General features: G+C 68.0%; 22 protein-coding genes. All 22 read right to left on the bottom strand.

Going from position 1 to position 22,390, the window contains the following annotated elements; all coding sequences use genetic code 11:
- Position 1: 1 nt before the first annotated feature.
- A complete protein-coding gene (locus tag RCP38_RS13330; RefSeq protein WP_308473417.1) occupies positions 2 to 1,579 on the bottom strand; it encodes an NADH-quinone oxidoreductase subunit M in 1,578 nt (525 codons plus the stop codon).
- Positions 1,576 to 3,516, bottom strand: a complete 1,941-nt coding sequence (gene nuoL / locus RCP38_RS13325; protein ID WP_308473416.1) for an NADH-quinone oxidoreductase subunit L — start codon at positions 3,514 to 3,516, stop codon at positions 1,576 to 1,578. The genes RCP38_RS13330 and nuoL overlap by 4 nt, the downstream gene beginning before the upstream one ends.
- 15 nt (positions 3,517 to 3,531) lie before the next feature.
- The gene (gene nuoK, locus RCP38_RS13320) at positions 3,532 to 3,831 is read right to left on the bottom strand and encodes an NADH-quinone oxidoreductase subunit NuoK (RefSeq protein WP_308473415.1); all 300 of its coding nucleotides are present in this window, start codon (positions 3,829 to 3,831) and stop codon (positions 3,532 to 3,534) included.
- The gene (locus tag RCP38_RS13315) at positions 3,828 to 4,634 is read right to left on the bottom strand and encodes an NADH-quinone oxidoreductase subunit J (RefSeq protein ID WP_308473414.1); all 807 of its coding nucleotides are present in this window, start codon (positions 4,632 to 4,634) and stop codon (positions 3,828 to 3,830) included. The genes nuoK and RCP38_RS13315 overlap by 4 nt, the downstream gene beginning before the upstream one ends.
- Positions 4,634 to 5,203: an NADH-quinone oxidoreductase subunit NuoI gene (gene nuoI, locus RCP38_RS13310; protein ID WP_308473413.1), complete on the bottom strand. Its 570-nt coding sequence runs from the start codon at positions 5,201 to 5,203 to the stop codon at positions 4,634 to 4,636. The genes RCP38_RS13315 and nuoI overlap by 1 nt, the downstream gene beginning before the upstream one ends.
- The gene (gene nuoH / locus RCP38_RS13305; protein WP_308473412.1) at positions 5,196 to 6,425 is read right to left on the bottom strand and encodes an NADH-quinone oxidoreductase subunit NuoH; all 1,230 of its coding nucleotides are present in this window, start codon (positions 6,423 to 6,425) and stop codon (positions 5,196 to 5,198) included. Before nuoH ends, nuoI begins: the two co-directional genes overlap by 8 nt.
- Positions 6,422 to 8,821: an NADH-quinone oxidoreductase subunit G gene (locus RCP38_RS13300; protein ID WP_308473411.1), complete on the bottom strand. Its 2,400-nt coding sequence runs from the start codon at positions 8,819 to 8,821 to the stop codon at positions 6,422 to 6,424. The genes nuoH and RCP38_RS13300 overlap by 4 nt, the downstream gene beginning before the upstream one ends.
- On the bottom strand, positions 8,818 to 10,146 hold the full coding sequence (gene nuoF, locus RCP38_RS13295) for an NADH-quinone oxidoreductase subunit NuoF (protein ID WP_308473410.1): 1,329 nt from the start codon (positions 10,144 to 10,146) through the stop codon (positions 8,818 to 8,820). The genes RCP38_RS13300 and nuoF overlap by 4 nt, the downstream gene beginning before the upstream one ends.
- On the bottom strand, positions 10,143 to 10,919 hold the full coding sequence (nuoE, locus tag RCP38_RS13290; protein ID WP_308477276.1) for an NADH-quinone oxidoreductase subunit NuoE: 777 nt from the start codon (positions 10,917 to 10,919) through the stop codon (positions 10,143 to 10,145). The genes nuoF and nuoE overlap by 4 nt, the downstream gene beginning before the upstream one ends.
- Before the next feature lie 59 nt (positions 10,920 to 10,978).
- A complete protein-coding gene (nuoD, locus tag RCP38_RS13285; RefSeq protein ID WP_308473409.1) occupies positions 10,979 to 12,292 on the bottom strand; it encodes an NADH dehydrogenase (quinone) subunit D in 1,314 nt (437 codons plus the stop codon).
- Positions 12,292 to 12,987, bottom strand: a complete 696-nt coding sequence (locus RCP38_RS13280) for an NADH-quinone oxidoreductase subunit C (protein ID WP_308473408.1) — start codon at positions 12,985 to 12,987, stop codon at positions 12,292 to 12,294. Before RCP38_RS13280 ends, nuoD begins: the two co-directional genes overlap by 1 nt.
- Positions 12,984 to 13,538: a NuoB/complex I 20 kDa subunit family protein gene (locus tag RCP38_RS13275; protein WP_308473407.1), complete on the bottom strand. Its 555-nt coding sequence runs from the start codon at positions 13,536 to 13,538 to the stop codon at positions 12,984 to 12,986. Before RCP38_RS13275 ends, RCP38_RS13280 begins: the two co-directional genes overlap by 4 nt.
- A 22-nt stretch (positions 13,539 to 13,560) precedes the next feature.
- On the bottom strand, positions 13,561 to 13,938 hold the full coding sequence (locus RCP38_RS13270; RefSeq protein ID WP_308473406.1) for an NADH-quinone oxidoreductase subunit A: 378 nt from the start codon (positions 13,936 to 13,938) through the stop codon (positions 13,561 to 13,563).
- Positions 13,939 to 14,228: 290 nt separating this feature from the next.
- The gene (locus RCP38_RS13265; RefSeq protein ID WP_308473405.1) at positions 14,229 to 14,633 is read right to left on the bottom strand and encodes an Rv3143 family two-component system response regulator; all 405 of its coding nucleotides are present in this window, start codon (positions 14,631 to 14,633) and stop codon (positions 14,229 to 14,231) included.
- A gap of 79 nt (positions 14,634 to 14,712) precedes the next feature.
- The gene (locus RCP38_RS13260) at positions 14,713 to 15,063 is read right to left on the bottom strand and encodes a DUF6285 domain-containing protein (protein ID WP_308473404.1); all 351 of its coding nucleotides are present in this window, start codon (positions 15,061 to 15,063) and stop codon (positions 14,713 to 14,715) included.
- Positions 15,060 to 16,037 carry a phosphotransferase family protein gene (locus tag RCP38_RS13255; protein WP_308473403.1) on the bottom strand — a complete coding sequence of 326 codons (978 nt, stop codon included), beginning with the start codon at positions 16,035 to 16,037 and terminating at the stop codon, positions 15,060 to 15,062. The genes RCP38_RS13260 and RCP38_RS13255 overlap by 4 nt, the downstream gene beginning before the upstream one ends.
- A complete protein-coding gene (locus RCP38_RS13250; RefSeq protein ID WP_308473402.1) occupies positions 16,034 to 17,275 on the bottom strand; it encodes an acyl-CoA dehydrogenase family protein in 1,242 nt (413 codons plus the stop codon). Before RCP38_RS13250 ends, RCP38_RS13255 begins: the two co-directional genes overlap by 4 nt.
- Positions 17,276 to 17,299: 24 nt before the next feature.
- Entirely contained in the window at positions 17,300 to 17,914 is a 615-nt protein-coding gene (locus RCP38_RS13245) for a TetR/AcrR family transcriptional regulator (RefSeq protein ID WP_308473401.1), read from the bottom strand.
- A 7-nt stretch (positions 17,915 to 17,921) separates the two neighbouring features.
- Positions 17,922 to 18,827, bottom strand: a complete 906-nt coding sequence (locus RCP38_RS13240) for a hydroxymethylglutaryl-CoA lyase (RefSeq protein ID WP_308473400.1) — start codon at positions 18,825 to 18,827, stop codon at positions 17,922 to 17,924.
- Complete coding sequence (locus RCP38_RS13235; protein ID WP_308473399.1) at positions 18,824 to 20,026, bottom strand: CaiB/BaiF CoA transferase family protein; 1,203 nt, start codon at positions 20,024 to 20,026, stop codon at positions 18,824 to 18,826. The genes RCP38_RS13240 and RCP38_RS13235 overlap by 4 nt, the downstream gene beginning before the upstream one ends.
- On the bottom strand, positions 20,023 to 21,207 hold the full coding sequence (locus RCP38_RS13230; RefSeq protein WP_308473398.1) for an alpha/beta hydrolase family protein: 1,185 nt from the start codon (positions 21,205 to 21,207) through the stop codon (positions 20,023 to 20,025). The genes RCP38_RS13235 and RCP38_RS13230 overlap by 4 nt, the downstream gene beginning before the upstream one ends.
- Complete coding sequence (locus tag RCP38_RS13225) at positions 21,204 to 22,298, bottom strand: homogentisate 1,2-dioxygenase (RefSeq protein ID WP_308473397.1); 1,095 nt, start codon at positions 22,296 to 22,298, stop codon at positions 21,204 to 21,206. Before RCP38_RS13225 ends, RCP38_RS13230 begins: the two co-directional genes overlap by 4 nt.
- Positions 22,299 to 22,390 lie beyond the last annotated feature (92 nt).

The raw sequence follows: 22,390 nt of genomic DNA, 5'->3' as shown, positions 1-22,390 counted from the left end.
GTCAGTGCGCCCCCTCAGCGGTCAGCGGTGCCGGGTCGGTCTCACCGATCGTGGTCAAGGTGTGCTCGACGCCCGGATTGATGATGTCCAGGGCAGGTTTGGGATAGAAGCCGAGAAACAGCAGCAGTGCGATCAGCGGGGTGACGACCAGCAACTCGCGCGGCACCAGGTCGCGGATCCCCTCGTTGCCCGCTGTGACCGGTCCGGTCATCACCCGCTGGTACAGCCACAGCATGTAGATCGACGACAGCACCAGCGCGGTCGAACCGACCGCCGCCGCCACCCAGTACCGGTTGAACGTGCCCACCAGCACCAGGAATTCGCTGATGAACGGTGCCAGGCCCGGCAGCGACAGGGTGGCCATCCCGGCGACCATGAAGGTGCCCGCCAGCACCGGGGCCACCTTCTGCACGCCGCCGTAGTCGGCGATCGCCCGCGCACCGCCGCGCCGGGCGACCAGGAACCCGGCGATCAGGAACAGTGCCGCGGTGGACAGCCCGTGGTTGAGCATGTACAGCGTCGACCCGCTCTGCCCCTGGCTGGTCATCACGAAGATGCCCAGGATGATGAACCCGAAGTGCGAGATCGAGGTGTAGGCGATCAACCGCATCATGTCGGTCTGGCCGATCGCCACCATGGCGCCGTAGACCACCCCGATGACCGCCAGCACGATGATGGCCGGGCGGAAATACGTCGACGCGTCCGGGAACAGTTGCAGGCAGTACCGCAGCATCCCGAAGGTGCCCACCTTGTCCATCACCGCCATCATCAGCACCGCGGTGGCCGGGGTGGACTCCACGGCCGCGTCGGGCAGCCAGCGGTGCAGTGGCCACAGCGGGGCTTTGACCGCGAAGGCGAACATGAAGCCGGCGAACAGCAGCTTGAGTACACCCGGATCCACGGTGGTGGTGGCGGGGGAGAACATCGAGACCAACTCGCGGAAGTCGAAGGTTCCCCCCGATCCCGCATCGGAGCTCACCACGTACACGCCGATCACCGCGGCCAACATGATCAGGCCGCCGAACAGGTTGTACAGCAGGAACTTCAGGGCCGCTTGCGAGCGTTTGGCGCCGTTGCCGAAGCCGCCGATCATGAAGTACATCGGGATCAGCATCGCCTCGAAGAACACGTAGAACAGCAGCACGTCCAGCGAGACCAGCGAGATCAGCACCATCGCCTCGACGGTCAGCATCAGGGCGGCGAACGCGTGCGGACCGCGGCTGCGCAGGCCGCCGGCGGTGTCACCGTCGTGCCAGCCCGCCAACAGCAGCAGCGGTACCAGGCCGGCGGTCAGCAGGACCAGGATCACCGCGATACCGTCCACGCCCAGGGTGTAGCTTGCGCCGAACGCCGGTATCCAGGCATGGGTTTCGACGAACTGGTAGGGCGCCGACACCGGTGTGGTGTCGAAACCGGCGGTGACCACGACGGCCACCGCCAGCGTCGCCAGACTCGTCAACAGGGCCGCGCACTTCGCCGGCCCCGGCCGCCCGCCGGGCAGCAGGATGACCAGTCCGGCGCCGACCAACGGCACCAGCCACAGCAGGCTCAGCCAGGGCACGCAGGAGTTCGCGTTCACAGCTGCACCGCCAGGACCACCGCGACGACCAGCACGGTGCCGGCCAGCATCGTCAACGCGTAGGAGCGCACGAACCCGGTCTGCAGTTGCCGCAGCAGATACGACCCGAGCGCCACCAGCCCGGCTGCGGTGTTGACCGAACCGTCCACCACCCGGTCGTCGACGCCCACCAGACCTTGCGCCAGCCGGTTACCCGGACGCATGAGCACCCCCTCGTTGAAGGCATCGCCGTAGAGATACTTGCGGGCCGCCACCGTCAGTACCGACACATCGGTGGGCGCGGTGGCCGGTATCGCTCTGCGGCCGTACATGTTGTAGGCCACCGCGACACCCACCAGCACGACCCCCAGCGTGATCGCACCGCTGAGCCAGGCCGGGACGGCGTGTGCATGTGCCTGCTCGGCGGCCGGCGCCACCGAGCGCACCACGGGCTCCAGCCAGTGCTCCAGCCGTCCGCCGATGGCCAGCGCGCCGCCGGCGAACACCGCGCCGAGCGCCAACACGATCATCGGCCAGGTCATCACCCGCGGGGATTCGTGCGGATGCTGCAACGCCCGCTCCGGGCTCACTTCGTTCTCGTCGGCCGCCCAACGGCGTTCGCCGCCGAACGTCATCAACATCACCCGGGTCATGTAGAAGGCGGTGATCCCGGCACCCAGGATGGTGACCGCCCCCAACACCCAGCCACGGGTGCCGCCGGAGGCCAGGGCGGCCTCGATGATGGCGTCCTTGGACCAGTAGCCGGCGAACGGTGGCACCCCGATGATCGCCAGATAACACAACCCGAACGTCACGAACGTCACCGGCATGAAACTGCGCAGCGCGCCGTAGCGGCGCATGTTCTGTTCGTCGTTCATCCCGTGCATCACCGAGCCGGAGCCCAGGAACAATCCGGCCTTGAAGAAGCCGTGGGTCAGCAGGTGCATGATCGCGACCGCGTACCCGGCAGGGCCCAGCCCCGCGGCCAGCACCATGTAGCCGATCTGACTGACCGTCGAGGCCGCCAGGGCCCGTTTGATGTCGTCGTTGGCGCAGCCGATGATCGCCCCGAACAGCAGCGTGATCGCCCCGACGACCACCACCGCCAGCCGGGCATCGGGGGACAGGTCGAACACCGGGCCCGACCGCACGATCAGATACACCCCGGCGGTGACCATGGTGGCGGCGTGGATCAGGGCCGACACCGGGGTGGGGCCCTCCATCGCGTCGAACAACCAGGCCTGCAGCGGCACCTGGGCGGACTTGGCGCACGCCCCCACCAGCAGCAGGATCCCGATGGCCGTGGTCAGCCCGCCGGCCCCGGCGTCGGCGACCGCACCGAACAGCCCTTCATAGGACAGCGTGCCGAATCCGGCGAACATCACGAACATCGCCAACGACAGCCCGATGTCGCCGACCCGGTTGGACACGAACGCCTTCTTACCGGCCGCCGCCGCGACCGGCCGGGCATACCAGAACCCGATCAGCAGGTAGGACGCCAGGCCGACGCCCTCCCAGCCGACGTAGAGGCCCAGGTAGTTGTCGGCGACCACCAGCAGCAGCATCGCCGCGACGAACAGGTTCAGGTAGGCAAAAAACCGTCTACGGTCGGCATCATTTTTCATGTAGCCGGTCGAGTAGATGTGGATCAGCGAACCCACGCCGCTGATCAGCAGTACGAAGCAGATCGACAACTGGTCGATGAGCAGCCCGAAGTCGACCTGCAGGGCTCCGACCGGCACCCAGCTGAACAGGTGGGTGTGTATCACCCGGTCCTCGCCGCCGCGGCCCAGCATCTCGGCCAGCAGCACCAACCCGATCGCGAACGACCCCAGCACCGTGGCGCAGGCCAGCAGATGGCCCCACCGGTCGGTTCGGCGCCCGCCGAGCAACAGGATCAGCGCACCGGCGGCCGGCAGGGCCACCAGCAGAGCGCTCAGCTGGCTCAGATTCGTCATAGAGCTCCCCAACTCCTAGCCGCGCAGTAGGTTCGCGTCGTCGACCGAGGCCGAATGCCGGGCCCGGAAGATCGTCATGATGATGGCCAGGCCGATCACCACCTCGCAGGCGGCGACGACCATCGTGAAGAACGCGACCATCTGACCGTCGAGTTGGGAGTGCAGCCGGGCGAAGGTGACGAACGCCAGGTTGGCGGCGTTGAGCATCAACTCGACGCACATGAACATCACCAGTGCGTTGCGCCGCAACATGACTCCGGTGGCGCCGATGGTGAACAGCATCGCCGCCAGGTAGAGGTAGTTCTCCGGATTCACTGGTCCGTCCCCTCCCCGCTGTCGGCGTGTTCGGCGTTACCGGTGGTACCCACCCAGCGGTGGGTCAAGGTGTCCGACACCGACAGGTCGGAGAAGCTGCCGTCGGGCAGTCGTGCGGCGATATCGACGGCGTTGTGGCGGGCGTAGACGCCGGGCGTGGGCAGCGGGGTGGCCCGCCGGCCGGACTGGAAGCGCAGAATGGACAGCTCCCGCTGGGTGAGTCGCGGCTGGAGCCGTTCGCGGTGCGTGAGCACCATGGCCGCGAGCACCGCGGTGATCAGCAGCGCGCTGGTCAGCTCGAACGCCCACAGGTAGCGGGTGAAGATCAGCGCCGCCAGTCCTTCGACGTTGTTCTGGTTCAGGCCGGGCGACCCGGTGTCGCTGACGGTGGGAGCCCCGATCTGCTGCAGGTGCATGGTGGCGCCGCCGACACCGGCGATCAGCAGCATCCCGAAGGAGATACCGGCGAGCGTGGCGGCGACCCGCTGACCGCGCAGGGTCTCCACCAACGATTCGGCGGAATCGACACCGATCAGCATCATCACGAACAGGAACAGCATCATCACCGCGCCGGTGTAGACGACGATCTGCACCACACCCAGGAACATCGCGTCCTGGACGAAGTAGAACACCGCCAGGATCAGCATCGTCGTCGCCAGAAACAGTGCCGAGTACACCGCCTTGGCGGCGGTCACGACACCGATGGCCCCGGCCAGGGCGACGGCGCCGAGTATCCAGAACGTCACCGCCTCCCCGGTGGAGGTGCGGACGACGAGTTCGGAGGCGAGCAGGGCGGTGTCCATCAGGCCTTGCCCTGCTTCACCCGGTCGAGCATGACGAACAGGTCCGGATCCTCATCGAGGCCGGCCGGGCTGACCCTGCCCAGGTAGTAGTCCTTCTCGGTGGCGCCGGGCGGCATCGCGTGCGGCGGCGCGACCATGCCGGGTTCCAGCGGCGCCAGCAGTTGCTGGCGCTCCCAGATCATGTCGGCGCGGTTGTCGGCGGCCATCTCGTACTCGTTGGTCATGGTCAGCGCGCGGGTGGGACAGGCCTCGATGCACAGTCCGCAGCCGATGCAGCGCAGGTAGTTGATCTGGTAGACGCGCCCGTAACGTTCGCCGGGGGAGAAGCGCTCCTCGTCGGTGTTGTCGGCGGCCTCCACGTAGATGGCATCGGCCGGGCAGGCCCACGCGCACAACTCGCAGCCGATGCACTTCTCCAACCCGTCCGGGTGCCGGTTGAGCTGGTGCCGGCCGTGATAGCGCGGTGCCGTCGGCTTCTTGCGCTCGGGGTAGCCGTCGTTGATCGGCCGTTTGAACATCGTCTTCCAGGTGACGCCGAACCCGGCCAGGGCGTCGCGCAGACTAGCCATTGACGTCCTCCTTGATCCGCGACGGATTGCGTTGCGGCAGCGGTGGTGTCGGGAATGATCCCTCGGTGGTGATGACGGGCGCCGGTGGTGTGGCACCGGACAGACGGGAGTTCATCGCACTGAATCTGCGATGCAACGCCAACAGCAACACGATCGTGGTGACGGTGCTGAGAACGGCCAGTGCCGGTTGCCAGTGCTCGTAGCCGTCGTTTCGCAGGCTGCGCAGCACCGCCGCGAGCATCACCCAGGCCAGCGCCACCGGGATCAGGATCTTCCAGCCCAGCGCCATGAACTGGTCGTAGCGCAACCGCGGCAGGGTGCCCCGCAGCCAGATGTAGACGAAGATGAATCCCCACAGCTTGAGGGTGAACCACAGCAGGGGCCACCAGCCGGTGTTGGCGCCCGCCCACATGTTGATCGGGAACGGTGCGTGCCAACCGCCGAGGAACAGCGTGACGGCCACCGCCGACACGGTGGTCATGTTGATGTATTCGGCGAGGAAGAACAAGGCGAACTTCAGCGATGAGTATTCGGTGTGGAAGCCGCCGACGAGTTCACCCTCCGCCTCGGGCAGGTCGAACGGAGCCCGGTTGGTCTCACCGACCATCGCGGTCAGATAGACCAGGAACGACGGCATCAGCAGGAAGGCGAACCACACCCGGTCCTGGGCCTCCACGATGCCCGAGGTCCCCATCGTTCCCGCGTAGAGGAACACCGAGGCGAACGCCAAACCCATCGCGACCTCGTAGGAGATCACCTGCGCGGTGGAGCGGATGCCACCGAGCAGCGGGTAGGCGGATCCCGACGACCAACCGGCCAGGATGATCCCGTACACCCCGATCGACGACATGGCCAGGACGAACAGCACCGCGATCGGCAGATCGGCCAGCTGCAGGGCGGTGCGCTGGCCGAAGATGCTGACCTCGGGCCCGAGCGGGATCACCGCGAACGCGGTGATGGCCGGCGCCGTCGAGATGACCGGGGCCAGTACGTAGATCACCCGGTCGACGTTGAACGGGGTGATGTCCTCCTTGAGGGCGAGCTTGATCGCATCGGCCAGGCTCTGCAGCCAGCCTTTCGGCCCGACCCGGTTGGGTCCGGGACGCATCTGCATGCGCCCCACGACCTTTCGTTCGATGACGATGGCCAGCACCACCGTCAGGATCAGAAAGACGAAGACGCCCAACGCTTTGACCAGTATCAACCACCAGGGGTCGGTCATGAGTCACGTCCAATCCGTACCGCGGCGCCGGGGGTTACCCCCAGATCCCGGTGCACCGCCGAACCCGGGGAGTTCATCGGAAGCCAGACCACGCCGTCGATCATCTCGGTGACGGCCAGCGGCAGCGTGATGTGACCGTGCTCGGTGCTGACCGTGACCGGATCACCGGACGCCGCACCGATTCCGGCGGCCGTGGTCGCCGACATCCGCGCCACCGGTTGACGGGCGGTGCCGGCCAGGTTCGGTTCCCCGGCCTGCATCAGGCCCGCATCGAGCAACATCCGCCAACCGGCCAGCACGGCCTCGCCCGCGCCGGGCTGCGTCGCCGGGGAGGCGGCCACCTCGGGGGCGGCCACCCGCGCACCGTCCCAGGCGCCCAGGCCGGCCAGTTCGGCTCGGGCCGCCTCCACGGTCGACACGCCCAGCGCGAGCCCCATCTCCTCGGCGATCGCGTCGAGCACCCGATGGTCGGACAGCGTGCCCCGGTCGGCCAACGCGGTTCCGAACTTGCGGTGCCGGCCTTCCCAATTGAGGTAGGTGCCGGATTTCTCGGCTGCGGCCGCGACCGGCAGCACCACGTCGGCGCGGTCGGTGACTTCGCTGTGCCGCAGCTCCAGGCTCACCAGGAAACCGACGGTGTCCAGCGCCGACAGGGCTGCCGCCGGGTCGGTGAGGTCCGCCGGTTCCACCCCGCCGACCAGCAGTGCACCCAACGAGCCGTCGGCGGCGGCCGCCAGGATGGCGTCGGTGTCGCGCCCGGGCTGTCCCGGCAATCCGTCGGGGCCGTCGAGGCCCCAGGCCCGGGCGATCTCGGCCCGTGCGGCCGGGTCGTCGAGCGGCCGGCCGCCGGGCAGCAGTCCGGCCAACGCGCCGGCGTCCAGTGCGCCGCGTTCCCCGGCGCGCCGCGGCACCCAGGCCAGTTGCGCGCCGGTTGCATCGGCCAGCCTGATCGCCGCCGACAGTGCCCCCGGAACGGCCGCCAGCCGTTCGCCGACCAGCACCACCGCGCCCGGCCTGCGCAGCGACGCACCGAGTTCCCCGTCGGCCAGGCCGTCCAGCGCGGCCGCCTCGCCACCGGGAACGACTGCCACCAGGGTGCCGAACATCTTGTCCAGCCCGCGGTCGGCGAACGGTGCCACGCTGTACACCTCGGTGCCGTTCTTGCGGGCCGCCTTGCGCAGTCGCAGGAACACCATCGGTGCTTCTTCTTCGGGTTCCAGCCCGGCGAGCAGCACCACCGGCGCGGCCTGCAGATCGGCGTAGCTGACGTCGATGCCGCGGCCGGCCACCCGCGCGGCCAGGAACGCGGACTCCTCGGCGGAGTGCGCCCGCGCCCGGAAGTCGATGTCGTCGCTGTCCAGCGCCAGCCGGGCGAACTTGGCGTAGCCGTAGGCGTCCTCGGCCGACACCCGGCCGCCGACCAGCACGCCGGTGCGGCCGCGTGCCGCCGCCAGGCCGCGGGCCGCGACCGCGAGCGCGTGCGGCCACGAAGCCGGCACCAGTTCTCCGGTCTCGTCGCGGACCAGCGGCGTGGTGATCCGGTCGGATTGGGTGGCGTAGGTGAAGGCCCAGCGGCCCTTGTCGCAGTTCCATTCCTCGTTGACGTCCGGGTCGTCGCCGGCCATCCGGCGCAGCACCTTGCCGCGCCGGTGATCGGTGCGTTCCGCACAGCCACCGGCGCAGTGCTCGCAGACGGTCGGGGTGGAGACCAGGTCGAACGGGCGCGCCCGGAACCGGTAGGAGGCTCCGGTCAGTGCCCCCACCGGGCAGATCTGCACGGTGTTGCCGGAGAAGTAGGAGTCGAACGGGGTATCGGTGTAGATGCCGACCTGCTGCAGGGCGCCGCGGTCCATCATCTCGATGAACTTGTCCCCGGCGATCTCGTTGGCGAACCGGGTGCAGCGCGCACACAGGATGCAGCGGTCCCGGTCCAGCAGTACCTGCGAGGAGATGTTGATCGGCTTGGGGTAGTGGCGTTTGGCCTCTTCGAAGCGGGTCTCGGTGCGGCCGTGGGTCATGGCCTGGTTCTGCAGCGGGCACTCGCCGCCCTTGTCGCAGGTCGGGCAGTCCAGCGGGTGGTTGATCAGCAGCAGTTCCATCACCAGGTGCTGAGCCCGATCGGCTTCGGCGGAGGTGTGCTGGGTGCGCACCACCATGCCGTCGGCGACGGCCACCGCGCACGACGGCTGTGGCTTGCGCTGTCCCTCCACCTCGACCATGCACTGCCGGCACCAGGCCACCGGATCCAGCAACGGGTGATCACAGAACCGCGGAACCTCGATGCCCAACTGTTCGGCGGCGCGGATGATCAAGGTGCCCTTGGGGACGGTGATCTGCTGGTCGTCGATGGTCAGGGTCACCGACTCCTGACCGCCGGGCTGCGATGTCTCCGTCACGCCACACCGCCGTCTGCCACGTACATGCTCGCTTTCGGGTCGAACGGACAGCCGCCCTCGAGGTGGGCGATGTACTCGTCGCGGAAGTACTGGATCGAGGACTTCACCGGCATCGCCGCACCGTCCCCCAAGGCGCAGAAGGACTTTCCGAACAGGACGTCGGCGATGTCCAGCAGGGTGTCGAGGTCTTCGGGGGTACCGCGACCGGTCTCCAACCGTTCGTAGATCGGCACCAGCCAGTAGGTGCCCTCGCGGCACGGCGTGCACTTGCCGCAGGATTCGTGCTTGTAGAACTCCGACCAGCGCGCGGCCGCACGCACCGCGCAGGTGGTCTCGTCGAAGATCTGCAATGCCTTGGTGCCCAGCATCGATCCGACCGACGCCATGCCCTCGTAGTCCAGCGGGACATCGAGGTGCTCCTCGGTCAGGATCGGGGTCGACGAGCCGCCGGGCGTCCAGAACTTCAACCGGTGTCCGTCGCGGATCCCGCCGGCGTAGCCGAGCAGTTCGCGCAGCGTGATACCCAACGGCGCCTCGTACTGCCCGGGCCGTTTGACGTGCCCGGAGAGCGAATAGAGGGTGAACCCGCGGGACTTCTCGGTACCCATGGACCGGAACCATTCCGGCCCGTTGCGCAGGATCGAGGGCACACTGGCGATCGATTCGACGTTGTTGACCACCGTCGGCGACGCGTACAACCCCGCGACCGCGGGGAACGGCGGGCGCAGCCGGGGCTGGCCCCGGTACCCCTCCAGCGACTCGATGAGTGCGGTCTCCTCGCCGCAGATGTAGGCACCCGCCCCGGCGTGCACGGTGATGTCGAGGTCGAAGCCGGTGCCGCCGATGTCGGTGCCCAACAGGCCGGCGGCGTAAGCCTCGGCGACCGCGGCCTGCAGGCGCCGCACCACCGGCACCACCTCGCCGCGCACGTAGATGAAGGCGTGCCGGGCCCGGATCGCGTAGCTGCACACGATCATGCCCTCGATCAGCACATGCGGCGTCGCCATCAGCAACGGCATGTCCTTACAGGTGCCGGGCTCGGACTCGTCGGCGTTGACCAACAGGTAGTGGGGTTTGGCGCCGGCGCCGTCGGTGCCCTGCGGCACGAACGACCATTTGGTGCCGGTGGAGAACCCGGCGCCGCCGCGCCCGCGCAGCCCGGAGTCCTTGACCAGTTCGATGACCTCGTCGGGCGTCATCGCCAGCGCGCGTTTCATCCCGGTATAGCCGTCGTGGCGACGGTAGGTCTCCAGGGTCCACGACTCGGGTTCGTCCCAGTAGCTGCTCAGCACCGGCGTCAGCGGTGTGCCCTCGGCAAGTGTCATTTCCCGCCCCCACTGGTGCCGCCCGGTTCCGGTGCCGTCATGCCGCGTTCGCGGGCCACCTCCAGACCGGCCAGCGTGGCCGCGCCGGCACCGCCCTGGCCGTCGTCGGCGCGCTCGTCGGGGAAGCCGGCCAGAATCCGTTCGGTCGCGGCGAAGCTGCACAGCGGCATCCCGCGGGTGGGCCGCACCTCGGCGTCGGCGCGCAGCTTGTCGACGAGGTCGCGCGCCGACTCCGGTGTCTGGTTGTCGAAGAACTCCCAGTTGACCATCACCACCGGTGCGTAATCGCACGCGGCGTTGCACTCGATGTGCTGCAGGGTGACCGATCCGTCCTCGGTGGTCTGATCGTCTTCGACACCGAGATGTTCTTTGAGCTCTCGGTAGATGGCGTCACCGCCCATCACCGCACACAGCGTGTTGGTGCAGACACCCACCAGGTGTTTGCCGGTGGGGGTGCGACGGTACATCGAATAGAACGACGCGACGCCGGCGACGTCGGCGGGGGTCATGCCGAGCAGTTCGGAGATGAACGCCAGGCCGGCGGGCGTGATGTAGCTGTCCTGCGACTGCACCAGATGCAGCAGCGGCAGGATCGCCGAACGCGACTGCGGGTAACGGCCGATGATCTCCTTGGCGTCGACCTCCAACCGGGCCCGAACATCGGGTGCGTAGCTGGTCGGAGCATCGGGATGGTTGAACTGATTGGGCTCTTCGGGCTGGCGTCCCAACTGGAGGAACACCCGGGTGCCGTCGGTTCCCGCGGTCGGCGGCATCAGCCGGCCGCGGCCGGTCTTGTTGACTCCGGTCCGGTCGATCTCGCCGCCTGCCGCGCTCATCGGTCCACCCCGCCCATCACCGGGTCGATGCTGGCGACCGCGGCGATCACGTCGGCGATCAGTCCGCCCTCACTCATGGCGGCCACCGCCTGCAGGTTGGTGAAGGACGGATCGCGGTAATGCACCCGGTAGGGCCGGGTTCCGCCATCGCTGACCATGTGCACCCCCAGTTCGCCGCGGGGCGACTCGACCGAGACGAACACCTGCCCCGGCGGCACCCACAGATCTTCGGTGACTCGTTTGAAGTGGTGGATCAGGCCTTCCATGGAGTGGCCCATGATCCAGCCGATGTGCTCGCGGGAGTTGCCCAGTCCGTCCTTCTCGAGCTTGAGGTCCGCCGGCCAGGCGATCTTGCGGTCGGCGACCATCACGGGCTTGCCGTGCAGCTTGGCCAACTTTTCTACGCACTGCTCGACGATCTTCAGGGACTCCTTGATCTCCGCGATGCGGATCAGGTAGCGGCCGTAGGCGTCACAGCCGTCATCGGTGATCACCTCGAATTCGTAGTCCTCGTAGCCGCAATAGGGTTCGGCGCGCCGGACGTCGTAGGGCAGGCCGGTCGAGCGCAGCACCGGTCCGGTGATGCCCAGCGCCATGCACCCGGTCAGATCCAGGTAGCCGACACCCTTGGTGCGGGCCTTCCAGATGTAGTTCTCGGTCAGCAGATCCTCGATGTCCTTGAGCCGCTTGGGCATCAGCTTGAGGAAGTCCCGGATCTGCGGGATCACCTCGTCGGGCAGATCCACCGACACGCCGCCGGGCCGCACATACTGGTGGTTCATCCGCAGGCCGGTGATCGCCTCGAAGATGTCGAGTACCAACTCGCGTTCCCGGAAGCCGAACAGCATCACCGACAGTGCCCCGAGCTCCATGCCGCCGGTCGCCAGCGCCACCAGGTGTGAGGACATCCGGTTGAGTTCCATCATCAGAACCCGGATGACACTGGCGCGCTCGGGAATGTCGTCGGTGATGCCGAGCAGCTTCTCCACGCCCAGGCAGTAGGCGGTCTCATTGAAGAACGGTGACAGGTAGTCCATCCGGGTGACGAAGGTGACGCCCTGGGTCCAGTAGCGGTGCTCCAGGTTCTTCTCGATACCGGTATGCAGATAGCCGATGCCGCAGCGGGCTTCGGTCACCGTCTCACCCTCGAGTTCCAGGATCAGCCGCAGCACGCCGTGCGTCGACGGGTGCTGCGGGCCCATGTTGACCACGATGCGTTCGCCGGGGTCGGCGGACCTGGCGGCATCGACCACCTGATCCCATTCCTGCCCACCGACGTTCAGGACGGTGCGCGGCGTCTCAGTGCCCATTATTTGTAAGCCCTCCGCTGGTCCGGCGGCGGTATCTGCGCGCCCTTGTACTCGACCGGGATGCCGCCCAACGGGTAGTCCTTGCGTTGCGGGTGGCCGTGCCAGTCGTCGGGCATCTCGATGCGTGTCAGCGAGGGGTGGCCGTCGAAGATGATCCCGAAGAAGTCGTAGGTCTCCCGTTCGTGCCAGTCGGTGGTGGGGTAGACCGCGAACAGGGACGGAATGTGTGGATCCGCGTCGGGGGCAGCGACTTCCAGACGGACACGACGATTGTGGGTGATGGAGCGCAGCGGATACACCGCATGCAACTCGCGATCGGTGTCGGCCGGATAGTGCACACCGGAGACGCCGAGGCTCAACTCGAAGCGCAGGTCCGGCTCGTCGCGCAGCAACTGGGCCACCGCCGGGAGCCGGGTGCGCTCGATGTAGAGGGTCAGCTCGTCGCGGTACACCACGACTTTCTCGACGGCCGCGGCGAATTCGATACCGCTGCGCTGCAGGGCCGCGGACAGGGTGTCGACGAGCTCGTCGAAGTATCCGCCGTAGGGTCTCGGCGTCGCGCCGGGCAGTGCCGCCTCGGTGACCAGACGCCCGTACCCGGAGGTGTCTCCGCTGCCGTTCGCGCCGAACAGGCCGCGGCGCACCTTGATCACGTCTTCGGGGCCGGGGGCGCCCGCACCGGTCGCCTCGCTCACCGCAGCAACCCCTTCAACTCCCAGGTGGACGGGGCCGACAGGGCGGCCTGTTCGGTTTCGGTGATGATCTGCTCCCGGTTGGCGCCCAGAGGCATCGCGCGAATCTTCTCGTGCAGCTTGAGGATTGCGTACATCAGCATCTCCGGACGAGGCGGACAACCGGGGAGGTAGATGTCGACCGGTACCACATGGTCCACGCCCTGCACGATCGCGTAGTTGTTGAACATCCCGCCCGACGACGCGCACACGCCCATCGACAGCACCCACTTGGGCTCGACCATCTGGTCGTAGATCTGGCGCAGTACCGGCGCCATCTTCTGACTGACCCGGCCGGCCACGATCATCAGATCGGCCTGGCGCGGTGAGGCCCGGAACACCTCCATCCCGAACCGGGACAGGTCGTAGTCGGGTGCCATCGTCGACATCATCTCGATGGCGCAACAGGCCAGGCCGAACGTCGCCGGCCACAGCGACCCGGTACGGAAGTACCCGGCGAGGTCCTCCACGGTGGACAGCAGGAGCCCGCTGGGAAGTTGTTCTTCTAATCCCATATGTAAGTCCGCCTATTTCCGATCAATCCCAGTTCAGGCCGCCGCGTCGCCAGACATAGGCGTAGGCGACGAACACGATGACGGCGAACAGCGCCATTTCGATGAGGGCGAAGAGTCCGAGCCCGTCGAAGGCGACCGCCCACGGGTAGAGAAATACGATCTCGATGTCGAAGACGATGAACAGCATCGCGGTCAGGTAGTACTTCACCGGGAACCGCTGCCCGGGCGGGGCGTGCGGCCCGCTGACCGGCTGATCGGTGGGCTCGATACCGCATTCGTAGGCTTCCAGCTTCGCGCGGTTGTAGCGCTTCGGACCCACGAACGCCGTGACGACCACGGAGAATACGGCGAAACCGGCGGCGAGCGCGGCGAGGACCAGGATCGGCAGGTAGAGGTTCATGCTCAGTGACGTAGTTCCCTTCCGGGCGTCGATGTGAGTTCAAGCACAGCCTAGCCCGCGGCAATCGGGCGGTTGGGAAGAATCCGAAATTGTCGGCAACTGTGACGGGCATCACCCGTAGCGGTAACGGCGACAGGGGAATTCGCCCCTGAGGCTGCCCTAACTCCCGGGTCGGCGAGGCTCGGCGCAGGGGGCCGCAGCTGGGACCGGTGTGTCAGCTGGGACGGGTGTAGGAACGCACTGGTTCGGTGCGGATCGGGTGCGGTAGCGGTGCGGCGGGAGTCGCCGGGTCAACCGTGTGCCGGGGCACGCAACAGCCCCAGCACCGCATGACCGAGCGTCATGGGGTCCACCGGGTGCGACACCGCGGCGTCGGCGCGCGACCACTTGGCCAGCCAGGCGTCGTCGGCGCGGCCGGTCAAGACCACGATCGGCGGGCACGGCGTGATCTCGTCCTTGAGTTGCTTGCAGACGCCCATCCCGCCGGCCGGGTTCGCCTCGCCGTCCAGGATGGCCAGGTCGATCCCCCCGGCGTCCATCTGCCGGATCACCACGGGCTCGGTGGCGACCTCGACATAGCTCAGCGGCGGCAGATCCGGGTGCAGTCGCTTGCCCAACGCGGTGACGACCTGTGCGCGGGTCGCGGCGTCGTCACTGTAGACAAGGATTCGCAGCGCGGCATTGGAGTCGGACACGCTGGGAATGCTACTGCTCGGCCGAGGTGGATACGTCGGGTTTGGCCCAGGTCATCGAAGTGGTTGCCGCGCAGGCAGTCTAGTAGTTGTAGCCGGGGTGGTCGATGGATAGCCGATGCTCCACCAGGGCGTAGAGGCACGCGGTGAGCTCCTCGGAGCGCTCGTCGAGCTCACCGGCCCGAATCGCCGCGGCCAGCGCGGCCTCGTCGGTGAAACCGAGGTCCGCCAAGGCTCTGGCAGGTGCATCGGCTGCGGTGTCGCGCAGTTCCCGTTCGACGATGCGCAGCGCGTTGGCCGCGACCCGGGCGTGGAATCTGACCTGACCGCCGACGGCGTCCGGGCCGTCGGCACGGACCAGCGCGGTGTCGAGGAACTCCGTGACCGCGGCGACGAGTTCGGCGGCGGTGGGCCGGCGGCCCCCGGCGGTCACGGCCGGACCCCGTCGAGCAGGCGCAACAGATCCCATTCGGTCTCCGAGACACGACGGCCGATGGTGGCGAGCTCCACCGAACGGCTCCGGCCGCTCAGGTGCCGTTCCGCCTGGTAGCGGCAGATGATGCCCCACCGCAGAGTGCTCAACAGCAACCACCAGTCGAACCGGTCCGGGTCGACCCGGCAGCCGGTGGCCCGCTCGTAGCAGCCCAGGAACGCGTCGACGTCGCCCAGCCCCCCGGCGGCACGCTCCGGCGGCGCACCGAATCGCCAGGCCCGCAGGCAGAACCAGGCGAGGTCCTCACAGCCGTCGCCGAGGTGAACCAGTTCCCAGTCCAACACCGCTGCCAGGTCGCCGTCGCCGGACACCATGAGATTGCCCATCCGGAAATCACCGTGCACCAGCTGCGCGGGCACCGGTGCGGGCCGCTTGGCGGCCAACCGGCGCAACGCCCATTCGAACGGTGCGGTGGTGTCGGGCATGGTGTCCAACTGTGCACGACACGCGGTGAGCTGGTCTTCGGCGCTCAGGGCGACGCCCGCCGGGTCGGCCCGGTGGATGGCGCCGAGCGCCTTCGCGCACTGGTCCAGGAGTTGCGCCCGGCCGGCCTCGTCGAGTTGGCGTTCGATACGCCGGACCACGGTCTCACCGTCGATCAGATCGCAGATCAGATACGGATTCCCGAGTGCGGCAGGGGAATTGTCGGCCAATAGCACGTTCGGCACCGGTGCGCCGGCGGATCCCGCGGCACGCTGCGCGTCGGCCTCCAGCTCCATGGTGGCGTAGAGCTCCTCCAGCGGACCGGTGCGCAGGATCAGGGGCCGCCGCTCCCCGGCCGCGGTGACCGCATCGAAAGACCAGGTGACACGGCTTGCCCCGCCGGTCAGGGCGCGCAACCCCTCGACCGTGACCGGGCCCAGAACCGGAGTCAGGACGCCGCAGAGCCGGCCGGCGAGTTCGTCGGTGGTCATCGCCGGCGGTCGAATCCGAACAGGCGCTGGGCGACCCGGCGGATCTGGATCTCCTCGGCCCCCTCGGTGATCCGGTAGCGGCGATGGTGCCGGTAGATGTGTTCGAACTGCTCGTGGCGGGTGTAGCCGATACCACCGTGGATCTGGATGGCCCGATCGGCGGCCTCGCACACCAGGCGGTTGGCCCGATAGTTGGCCATCGACACCTTGTCGGAGACCTCCAGATGGTGGTCACGGTCCAGGTGCCAGGCCGCATAGTTGACCAGCAGGCGCACCATCTGGGCCTCGGTCTGCAATTCCGCCAGCGGCCACTGCACCGCCTGGTTGACCGACAGCGGCTTGCCGAACACCACCCGCTCGCGGGCGTACTCGGCGGCCCGGTCGATGCAGTACTGCGCCGCACCCAGGCTGGACGCGGCCTGACGGATCCGGTTCTCGTGCAGGAACGTCTGGGCCACCTCCAGGCCGCCGTCGACTTCACCCAAGACCGCGTCGGCGGGAACACGCACGTCGCGCAGTTCGACCTCACCGTGATCGGTGGGCATGTTGAAGGTCCACCAGTAGAACGGGACGGTGAATCCCGGGGTGTCGGTGGGCACCAGGAAAGCGGTGATGCCGCGTGCCGAGCCGTCCTCGCCGGAGGTACGCGCGAAGACCAGGTCGTGGGTGGCCCGGTGCACGCCGGTGTTGAAACGTTTGGCGCCGTTGATCACCCAGGTGTCACCGTCGAGTACGGCGCGGGTCTCCATCCAGGTCGCGTCCGAACCGTGGTCCGGTTCGGTCAGCCCGAACGCCATCGAACGCTCACCGGTGATCATGGCCTGCGAGAACTCGCGGCGCTGCGCGTCGGTGCCGAACCGTTCCATCATGATGACCTGCGGGAAGTTACCGACGATCGAAGACTCGTCCTGCAGATCGTTGTGCAGTCCGAGTCCCTTGTGCGCCAAGTGCTCCCGGATCACGGCCATGTCGACGTTGGAGCCGTCGCGGCCGCCCAACGACGCCGGCAGGCCGTAGCGCAGCCAGCCGGCGGCGTCGGCGCGGCGCCGCATCTCGTCGAGCAACTCCTCCCATTCCCGGCGCGGGACGCCGCCCCGTTCCACGTCGGTGCGGGCGAACTCCCGGCGGTGGTCGAAGTACTGCATGTGGTCGGCCTGCAGCGGGGCGATCTCACGCTCGATGAAGTCGTCCATCTCGGCGAGCACACCGGGAAGGTGTTCGGGCAGGGTGAAATCCATGACTATTCCTTCGGTTGTGAGTGGTCAACGGCCGTACAGGGTCTTGCGCCAGATGGTCGACAGTGTCGTCACGGCGTCGCTGTCACTGATGCGCCAGCCCACCCCCGACGGGCCGACGAAGACGACGGTGAAGTTCTCGAACAGCAGCGCGATGGCGGCGGCGGTGTGATCGGGGTTGAGGTCGAGCCCGTGGCCCTGCTGCTGTGCACGTCGTACCGAGGCGGCGACGATCTCCATGCCGAACCGGCGGAACTCGTTCTGCAGGGTGGCGAACCGTTCGCTGGTCGCGGCCAACTGCGCGACCGCGATCATCACGCCGATGTTCGGCTTGAACATCTCCCAGTAGGCACCGGCCACCGACGTGAAGAACTCGGTGTCGTCCGGGGACTCCGGCAACCGCATCTTGAGTCCCGACGGCTCCACCACCTCGGTGAGAAACGACTCCGCCAAGGCCGCCAGCAGCTCTTCCTTGTCGCCGAAATACCGGTAGAGCACGGCGGTCGACTTGCCGGCCCGAGACGTGATGTCGGCGAGCGTCGTCCCGTGAAAACCGCGTTCGGCGAACAACTCCCGGGCGGCCTGCTCGATCGCACCGCGGGTCTGGCGGCCCTTCGAACTGAGCTCACGCTGGGTGGACATCGAGGGTTCAGTCCCGTTTCCGGTCTCCGGCGGCCAACAGGGCGCTGGGCAGGCCGTGCCCGACCACCGAACTGGCCACCCCGGCCGCGGTGATGGCGGCCGCCAGGTCGATGCCGGTGTCGATCCCGCAGTCACCGAGCAGGTAGACCAGGTCTTCGGTGGCGATGTTGCCGGTGGCACCGGGCGCGAACGGGCAGCCGCCCAGACCGCCCGCCGAGGCGTCGAGTCGGGTGATGCCCGCCTGCACCGCGGCGTAGGCGCAGGCCAGCCCGGCACCACGGGTGTTGTGGAAGTGCGCGCCCAGCGGGACATCGCCGATCACCGGGCGGACCGCCGCGATCAGGTCGGTGACCCGGCGCGGGGTCGCGGTGCCGATGGTGTCGGCGATCGCCAGCCGATCGACCCCCAGCGATGTCGCCGAGGCCGCGATGTCCACCACGCGTGAAGGTGCCGTCGGGCCCTCGAACGGGCAGTCCCACGCGGTGGCGATGATGACCTCGACCGAAGCGCCGGCGTCATGGGCGATACCGGCGATCTCGGCGATGGCCGCGACCGCCTGCGCGGTGGGGCGGCCGACGTTGGCGGTGCTGAACTCATCCGAGGCGCACACCACGTACTCGATCGACGTCAAACCCGCCGCGACCGCCCGGGAGGCGCCGCCGGGGCTGGCGACCAGGGCGGAGAACTCCAGCTCCGGGTAGCGCCACAACTCCGCGGCCAGTTCGGCGGCATCGGCGAGCGCGGGAACCTTGGTGGGGGAGACGAACGAGGTCACCTCCACTTCGCGGACCCCGGTGGCGGCGATGGCGGCGAGCAGTTCGAGCTTGGCGCTCAACGGAATCGGATCTTCGATCTGCAGGCCGTCGCGCAGCGCGACCTCGCGGATCGACACCTGGGCCGGGGATGTACTCACAGCACCCCCTCGGCCCGCAGAGCCCGCAGCTCGTCGGCGGTCTTGTGCAGCAGCCCGGTGTAGATCTCGTCGTTGTGCTGGCCGGGCCGTGCCGATCCGGCGTTACGGATGGTGCCCGGGCTCTCCGAGAGCACCGGGATGACGCCGGGCCCCAGTACGGTGCGCTCGGACGCCTCGTCCCAGTGTTCGGCGATCATCCCGCGCGCTCGCAGTTGCGGGTCGGTGACCACCTCGGCCACGGTGTTGATGGGGCCGGAGATCACCCCGGCGTCGCTGAGGGTGGCGATGATGTCCGCGGGTTTGCGTTGCGCGGCCCACTCGCCGATGATCGCGTCCAGTTCGTCCTGGTTGCGCCCGCGGGCGACGTGATCGGCGAATCGCGGATCGGCCGCCAACTCCGGGGCGCCCATGGCCTGACACAGTCTTGCGAACACGCTGTCCTGGTTGGCGGCGATCACCACCCAACTGCCGTCGGCCGACTGGTAGATGTTCGACGGCGCGATGCCCTCCAGCCGGGTGCCGGACGGGCCGCGTACCACGCCGCCGACGTCGTAGTCGGGGATCGTCGATTCCTGGATGGCCAAACAGGATTCGGTCAGGGCGACGTCGACCACCTGGCCCTCGCCGGTGACCGTGCGCCGGTACAGCGCGGCCAGCGCGCCCTGAGCGGCGAACATGCCGGCCAGGCTGTCGCCGAGCGACAGGGCCAGGCGGGGCGGCGGCCCACCGGGGAAGCCGTTCATGTGCCGCAGACCGCTGGCCGCTTCGGCGACCGAGGCGTACCCGGCCTTGTGGGCGTCCGGCCCGGTCTGTCCGTAGCCGGATACCCGCACCAGGATGATGCCCTTGTTGCGTTGCCGCAGGACGTCGAAGCCCAGGCCCCACCGCTCGAGGGTGCCGGGGCGGAAGTTCTCCACCACGATGTCGGACTGCTCGATGAGGTCGAGGAACAGCTCACGGCCCCGGTCGGTGCGCAGATCCAGGGTGACGGCCTTCTTGTTGCGGGCGTGCACGGTCCAGAAGAAGTGATGCCCGTCGACTTCGGCCTGGCCCCAGGTGCGCAGCGGGTCGGGTTTGCCGGGCAGTTCGATCTTGACGACCTCGGCGCCCATGTCCCCGAGTAGCCGTCCGGCGAACGGGCCGGAGATCAGCGTGCCGAGCTCGATGACCCGGATTCCGTCGAGTGCGCCGGCTGTCATAGCGACGAGCCTACGAAATCCCGCTGGGTCAGCCAATCGGTGACGATCTGCACCGCCTGTCGCAGCGCGTCGCGCTGGTCCAGGCCGGCGTAATAGTGGTTGGCGCCCGGGATTTCGTGCATCTCCTTATCTCCGGCCGCAATCGCCTCGTAGAGCCGACGGGTGTGGCTGGGGGTGCACGCGTCGTCAGCCATGTTGCCGATCACCAGGGTGGGCACGGTGATGTCTGCTCCGCAGTCCACCCCGTCGCCGTTGGCGTCGTCGTAGCTCCACTGCGACAGCCAGCTGCGCAGCGTGCAGAACCGGGCCAGTCCGACCGGGCTCATGTTCACCACCGCCGGTTCGCCCAGATAGCAGCTACCCGGGGTGCGTTCGTTGGGGTCGACCGTCGGGTCCAGCCAGCGCGGGTCGGCCATGGTGCCGTGCACGACGAACGCGAACTCATCATCGGGACGACCGCTGTCCTTCAGTTCGGCCAGTTTCGCCTTGACCCACGCGGTGATCCGGCGATTCCGGGCGATCTGCGCGGCCCGGTAGCGGTCCAGGAACTCCGCGCTGTAGGGCGGCTGGTTGGGGTTATCCGGGTTGTAGAGGTCCAGTTCCGGATCGCGCTTGGTCGGATCGGACTCATCGAGGATGGAGGCGTCCAGCCACTCGGTCAGGGTGCCGTGCCGGCTGATGTGTGCGGCCAGCAGCATCACGCCGTCGGCGGGGATCAGCCCCAGCTTGGTCAGGTCCGGCCCGTCGCCGGACGGGCTGGCCGTCACCGTCGGATGCTGTGCCTGCTGTTGGTAGAACAGCGACAGTGAACCGCCGCCGCTCCACCCGGCCAGCACCACCTTCGTGTAGCCGAGCCGGTTCTTGGCGTCTTTGATGCACTCGCCGAGGTCTTCGACCACCTTCTCCATCAGCAGCGCGGAGTCGGTGCCCCGGAATCGGCTGTTGCAGTAGATGACGTGGTGTCCGGCGCGGGCCAGGGCGTTGACCATCGGCAGGTAGGCGCCGCCGCCGATCGGATGCATGAACACCAGCACCGTATCGCTGGGGTTGTCTTTGGGGCGCAGCAGATAACTCTCCAGCACCACCAGTTCGGCGACCCCGCCGTACACGTCACGCACGGCCGAATTGTTCTGGTAGGCGATCAGATAGGGGATTCGTTCGTAGTCGTGCTTGGGGCTCATGCGTGCTGTCCTAGGTCGGCGGCGAGAACTTCGGGGGAGGGCTTGAGACGACGGCGGGTGTCGACGGCGATGACCTGCCAGTCCACCCGCTGATAGTCGTCGAACTTGCGGCGGGCGTGTTCGCGGGCCTTCTCCGGTGCACCGTGATGCACGCCCTGCGGGGCGTGGCTGATCAGGCCGGGTGGCATCGGGATGCCGTAGAGGGATCCACCGTGGAAGAACGCGACCTCGTCGTAGTCGACGTTGCGGTGATACCACGGGGTGCGTTCGGTGCCCGCGACGCCTTCGGCCGGCCGGGGCAGGAAGTTCATCACGTACACCCCGGTGGCCTGCATGAACATGTGGACCGTCGGCGGCAGGTGCATGCTGTCGGAGGCCACCACGTTGTAGTCGGCGATGTTGAAGGTGAACGCGAAATTGTCGCCGCGCCAGCCTTCGACGTCGATCGGATGGTGTCGGTAGTGCAATATCGTCGGGCCGCCGTCGTGGATGAGCCGGACCTCGTAGTCGTCGCGTCCGTCGTCGTCGATGGGGGCGGGGTCGGGGATGACGGCCTGGGCCGGGTCGAACGGGAAGTGCCGGCCCAACGGCCCGGGCGGGGGAACCCGGAACTCGTCGGTGGCCTCGATCATGAGCAGTGTCGTTTCGGCCGTGGGCAGTTGGCGCCAGGTGGTCGCCTTCGGCAGGTACAGCCAGTCGCCCTCGCGGTAGTCCAGCGGGCCGAATTCGGTCTCCAGCCGCCCGGAGCCGGCATGTACGAAGCACAGCAGGTCGCCGTCGACGTGGCGCACGTGGAACGGCATCTCGGCGCTCCGCCGCGACAGCGAGATCCGGCAGTCGTCGTTGCTGAACAGCAGCAGTGGGCTGCCGGCGGGGTCGGCGGCATCGGTCGGCTGCAGCTGCGCGGCCAACACGTCGACCGGGCGCAGGGGACCGTCGGCCCGATACGCGGTCGGGTCGTTGCGCCGGTACATGTTCGCGGTGCGCCCGGTGAAGCCCCCGCGGCCCAGCTCGTCGTCCTTGAGCCCGTCGAGGTCGGCGTGCACGCGGCGCGGAGTGGTGCCTTTGCGCAGGTGGACGAAGGATTCCATCGGCGACTCCCGGAGATCGGCGTAAAAAGTAAAACCGACATTACTTTTTGTTCCGGGATGAGGCAATAGGTGTTGGGCCGCAAAGTGCCCCC

The organism is Mycolicibacter sp. MU0083 (genome assembly GCF_963378075.1).
Classification (GTDB): Bacteria; Actinomycetota; Actinomycetes; order Mycobacteriales; family Mycobacteriaceae; genus Mycobacterium; species Mycobacterium kokjensenii.
Note: the sequence above shows the minus strand (reverse complement) of the source record. Positions and strands in the feature narration are given on the sequence as shown.